Consider the following 4,863-nt stretch of genomic DNA (forward strand, 5'->3'; position numbering starts at 1 on the left):
GCCCCGAACCGGACGCGCCACCCGCCCCGAGAGGACACACCATGACGACCACCCGGCCGCCCGCAGTGAGCAGGTCGCCACTGGGCCGCGCGTACGCCGAGCACGTCGCCCGGAGCGCGTCGACGGACGACCCGACGGCCGCCGCCCTGGACTCGGTCATCCTCGAGCCGTACCGGGAGCGGTTCATGAGCGCCCCCGCCTTCCTGGCGGAGAGCGAGTGCCGGGCCGTCGCCCGGGACCTCCGCACGGTCTACGACCTGCTGCGCGCCCTGCCGGAGCGGGTGTTCGACGGGGACCTCACCGCACTGGCCGAGGCCGTCGGCATGGATCCCCGGCAGACGGCGCTGATCACGCGCGGCGCCCGCGCCGGGTCGCTCGTCCCGCTGGGCCGCGCCGACCTCTACCACGACGGCGCGGGGTTCCGGCTGCTCGAGTTCAACCTCACCAGCGCCCTCGGCGGCTTCGAGTCCGCCGACATCAACCGGGCGATGCTGGCGTACCCGCCGCTGCGGGAGTTCGTGGACCGGCACGGGCTCCGGTACCCGGACACGCTGGGCTGCATCGTGCGGATGATGTACGCCGAGTGCGCCCCGATGATCCCCACGGACCGGCCGCCCGTCGTCGCCGTGGTGGACACGACGGAGAACTACCCCATCGTGGGCGGCCGGCTCGAGGTGTTCGCCGAGCTGCTCGCCGGGTACGGGATCGAGGGGATCGGCTGCCACCTCGGCCAGTTCACGTACCCGCAGGGCCGGCCGACCGTGGCGGGCCGCGCCGTTGACGTCGTCGTGCGCTACTTCCTGCCCGAGGACCTGGCCGACCCGGTGGCGGCGGCCCAGGTGGAGCCGCTGCTGGTCGCCGCGGAGCAGGAGAAGGTCGGCCTGTTCAGCCGCCTGGACGCCGAGCTCTACGGCAACAAGGGCACCCTGGCCATGCTCTCCGACGACCGGCACCGGCACCTGTTCGACGCCGACGAGCTGGCCTGCGTCGACCGGCTCCTGCCGTGGACCCGGCACGTACGCCCGCGCGGCACCGATCCCGAGGGGGCCGAGGTCGACCTGCTCGCCTACGCCCGGGCCCGGCAGGACGAGCTGATCCTGAAGCCGACGCTGCTGCACGGGGGCAACGGCGTACTGGCCGGGTGGACGGTGGGCGGCGACGAGTGGCAGGCCCGGCTCGACGCCGCGCTGGACGGCCCGTACGTGCTGCAACGCCGGGTCCGGCCCGCCGCCGAGCCGTTCGCCGACGGCGTGGGCGGCGTGCGGGACCTCTACCTCAACTGGGGGGTCTACCTGGCCGACCGCGACGTCGTCGACGAGGACGGCTACGCCGGCTGCCTCGTGCGTGGCAGCACCGACCCGGGGGTCGGGGTGGTCAGCATGGCCGGCGGCGCGAAGATCGGCTGCACCTTCCACGGCGGCTGAGCGCCCGTCGCCGGCCGGGTGAGGTTGTCGCGCCCGTACCGCCGGCCGCCGGGCACCGGATCGCGGTGCCCGGCGGGCTCAGCGGTGCGCGACGGCCGGTGGGGCCGGCACGACCGGGCGCTGCGCGCCCGCACGTGCCGGCCGGTCGGTCGCGGGGCGCTCAGGCACCCGCGCCGGAGCGCACCCGGTCGATCCAGGCCTCGACGTCGTCGGCGGTACGCGGCATGGCCGACGACAGGTTCTCGTGACCGTCCTCGGTGACCAGCACGTTGTCCTCGATCCGGACGCCGATGCCGCGGAACTCCGCCGGCGCCAGCAGGTCGTCGGCCTTGAAGTACAGGCCGGGCTCGACGGTCAGGATCATCCCGGGCTTCAGCTCGCCGTCCATGTACTCCTGGCGCAGCAGCATCTGGCAGTCGTGCACGTCCATGCCGAGGTGGTGGGACGTGCCGTGGACCATCCACCGCCGGTGCCAGCCGCCGCTCTCCCGGTCCAGGGTCTGCTCGAGGGTCACGCCCTCGGGCAGCAGTCCCCACTCGTGCAGCCGGCGGGCGATGACCACGTTCGCGGCGGCGTGGATGTCGCTGAACTTGTTGCCCGGCTTCACCGCCGCCAGGCCGGCCTCCTGCGCCTCCAGGACCGCCTCGTAGATCTTGCGCTGCACGTCGGTGAAGCGACCGGTCACCGGGAGGGTGCGCGTGATGTCGGCGGTGTAGAGGGAGTCGACCTCGACACCGGCGTCCACCAGGATGAGGTCGCCCTCGCGGACCGGACCGGTGTTCTTCGTCCAGTGGATGGTGTTGGCGTGGTCGCCGGACGCGCAGATGGTCTCGTAGCCGATGCCGTTGCCGTCGTGGCGGGCGTACAGGCCGAAGAGACCCTCGACCCACCGCTCGCCGCGCTCCTTGCCGACGGCCTCGGGCAGCCCGGCGATGATGGCATCGAAGCCCCGGTGGGTCGCGGCGATCGCCTTGCGCATCTCGCCCACCTCCCACTCGTCCTTGCACAGTCGCATGCCCGACAGGTGGCGGGCCAGTTCCTCGTCCGCCTCGTGCTGCTGCGTGACCGACGCGGGCGTCTCCGCCTGGGCCCGGGTCTCGTCGACGAGCCGGGCGAGCTCGCCGTCGGCCCCCCGCACCACGCGCACCACGGTCGCGCCGGCGTCCTTGGCCAGGACGTCCGGGAGCGAGTCGATGTGCCGGGTGCCGATGCCCAGCCGCTGCTCGATGTCGCGCATCGTCGGGCGGGGTCCGACCCAGAACTCGCCGAACCGGGAGTCCGCGAAGAACTCCTCGCTGTCGCGCGGCGCGAGCGGCCGGAAGAACAGGATCGCCTCGTGGCCGTCGGGCCTGGGGTCCAGCACCAGGACGCTGTCGGGCTCGGTGTCGAACCCGAGACCGGTCAGCCAGGCGAAGGCCGTGTGCGGGCGGAAGGTGTAGTCGGTGTCGTTGCTGCGCACCTTGAGGCCGCCGGCGGGGATGATGAGGCGCTCGCCCGGGAACCGGCGTGACAAGGCCGCCCGGCGGCGGGCCGCGTGCTCGGCGACCTCCGCGCGCGGGACAGGTGCCGCATCCGTACTGGCCCAGCCGGAGGCGATGAAAGCGCGGAATGCGTCGCTCGTCGGGGTGTTACGGTGGCTGGCTTTCACCTGCTCGTCGCTTGTCATGGCCGATATCCTGCCACGCGCCGCGGAGCCACGGCAAAGCTGCCGCGACCCTCGACTGTGGCTGCTGGAGCGCCCCGGCGGCAGGCGTGGTCGCGGTCGTCACCGCCGGGCGTCCGGCGCGTAAGCGGGTATCGACGTTTGTATCCACGGCACGGGCCGGAGAGTTTTGCCGAAACGCCACAATCGATCGACGTCTTGACATCCGTTGTAACATTTTCGAAGCCGCTCGATCGGCATCCGTGGCGCGCTTGTGAACGCCGCCGTTTCCGCTTTGTTTGATCCGACCGTCCGATGCGGTCGCCAACTCACGGAAAGCGAAGTGTCCATGCAATTGTCTGCGTTGAGTTCTGCGGTGAAGACAGCTCTCGGCAGTGATTCGCGTCGTCGGGGCAGGCGGATCGCCGTCGCGGCCGCGCTCGGGGTGGCGCTCGTGGGCGGGGCGGGCGCGGGTGCCGCGGCCGTGGCCCCCGCGCCGCCGCCGGAGCCGGCCGCGGCGCCCGTCGGCGGCCACGCCGTACGCCAGGGCAACGTCACGGTCGACGGCGCGACCCTGCGTTACACCACCAGCGGGAGCGGCTCGCCGCTGGTGCTGCTGCACGGCTGGCCGCAGACGTCGTGGGTGTGGCACAAGGTGCTGCCCAGCCTCGCCCAGCAGCACACCGTGATCACGTTCGACCTACCCGGCCTGGGCGCCTCCACCGCCCCCGCCGGCGGCTACGACAAGGCCACCACGGCGCGCCGGATCCGGCAGGCGGTCAACCAGCTCGGCTTCACCCAGGTGGCCCTGATCGGCCACGACCTCGGCGCCATGGTCGCCTACAACTACGCCCGCGACTTCCCCACCGAGGTCACCCGGATCGGCGTCGTCGAAAGCCCGCTGTCGGGATTCGGACTGGAGAACTTCTACGGGATCAGCTGGCACTTCCTCTTCAACGCCTCACCCGCGCCCATCCCGGAACGCATCATGGACAACGAGGACGTCCCCACCTATCTGGGAATGCTCTTCGACCGCGCGCAACATCCGGCGGCGATCGACCGCAACGTCTACTACCGCGCGTATTCCGACCCGGCGAAGCGGACGGCGGGATACGAGTACTACCGGGCGTTCAAGGCCGACGCCGCCGACAACCAGGCCCACGCGCAGTCGAAGCGCCTGACCATTCCCGTGATGGCCATGGGCGCCCAGTCCGTGTTCGGACCCGCCGTCGCCGCCTCCTACCAGCAGGTGGCCGACGACGTCCGCACCGTCGTGGCCCCCGACACCGGCCACTGGATCGCCGAGGAGAACCCGACCTTCTTCAGCGCCTGCGCGTTGCTCTTCTTCGGCCCCTCCACCGGCACCCCGTCCAGCCCTGAACTCACCGGCTGCGCCCCCTGACGGGAGCCCCTCCCGCACGCACCACGCCACGGCGAGGGCGACCTGCGTCGACCCGGGCCGGCGGTGGCGACGCCACCGCCCCTTCCGGTCGACCCGGCTGCCCTCGCCGTGGCGTCGGCGTATCTCACCGGCCCTGACCCTGGAACTGGTCGCGGACGAGTGGGAGCGGCGGGGTCCGACGCCCCCGGCACGGTCGGCGGCCCGCGGGCCTAGCTGTCCGCGTAGACGAGGTCCAGCACGTCGGTGCGCCCGGACCAGCGCAGTTCGAGGTGCCAGCAGCCGGCCTGCGGCAGGTCGACGATCGACGGCCCCGGACCGCCGGCGACCTCCCGCGTCACCCGGGTTCCGGTGCCGTCCAGGGTCGCGGTGATCCGCAGGGCGTCCGGGGTGGTCGC

General features: G+C 72.6%; 3 protein-coding genes and 1 pseudogene. 2 read left to right on the forward strand and 2 right to left on the reverse strand.

Annotation, left to right across the window (positions count from 1 at the left end; all coding sequences use genetic code 11):
- The first annotated feature begins 41 nt into the window (after positions 1 to 41).
- Positions 42 to 1,424, forward strand: coding sequence for a hypothetical protein (locus tag F6X68_RS30655; RefSeq protein ID WP_151457513.1), 1,383 nt, complete (start codon positions 42 to 44; stop codon positions 1,422 to 1,424).
- Between the two features lie 160 nt (positions 1,425 to 1,584).
- Here F6X68_RS30655 and F6X68_RS30660 read toward each other — a convergent pair whose 3' ends face one another.
- On the reverse strand, positions 1,585 to 3,090 hold the full coding sequence (locus tag F6X68_RS30660) for an aminopeptidase P family protein (protein WP_151457514.1): 1,506 nt from the start codon (positions 3,088 to 3,090) through the stop codon (positions 1,585 to 1,587).
- A gap of 352 nt (positions 3,091 to 3,442) precedes the next feature.
- Between F6X68_RS30660 and F6X68_RS30665 the strand changes: the two genes are divergently transcribed.
- Positions 3,443 to 4,468, forward strand: a complete 1,026-nt coding sequence (locus tag F6X68_RS30665; protein WP_225852530.1) for an alpha/beta fold hydrolase — start codon at positions 3,443 to 3,445, stop codon at positions 4,466 to 4,468.
- A gap of 209 nt (positions 4,469 to 4,677) precedes the next feature.
- Here the strand turns inward: F6X68_RS30665 and F6X68_RS30670 are convergent.
- Positions 4,678 to 4,863: pseudogene (locus tag F6X68_RS30670) on the reverse strand (hypothetical protein); the annotation flags it as partial.

It is taken from the genome of Micromonospora sp. AMSO12t (assembly GCF_008806585.1).
Lineage (GTDB): Bacteria > Actinomycetota > Actinomycetes > Mycobacteriales > Micromonosporaceae > Micromonospora > Micromonospora reichwaldensis.

Excerpts from the sequence above, each read along its gene's own strand:
- F6X68_RS30660 (WP_151457514.1), bottom strand. The coding sequence starts at position 3,090 with ATGACAAGCGACGAGCAGGTGAAAGCCAGCCACCGTAACACCCCGACG.
- F6X68_RS30655 (WP_151457513.1), top strand. The coding sequence starts at position 42 with ATGACGACCACCCGGCCGCCCGCAGTGAGCAGGTCGCCACTGGGCCGC.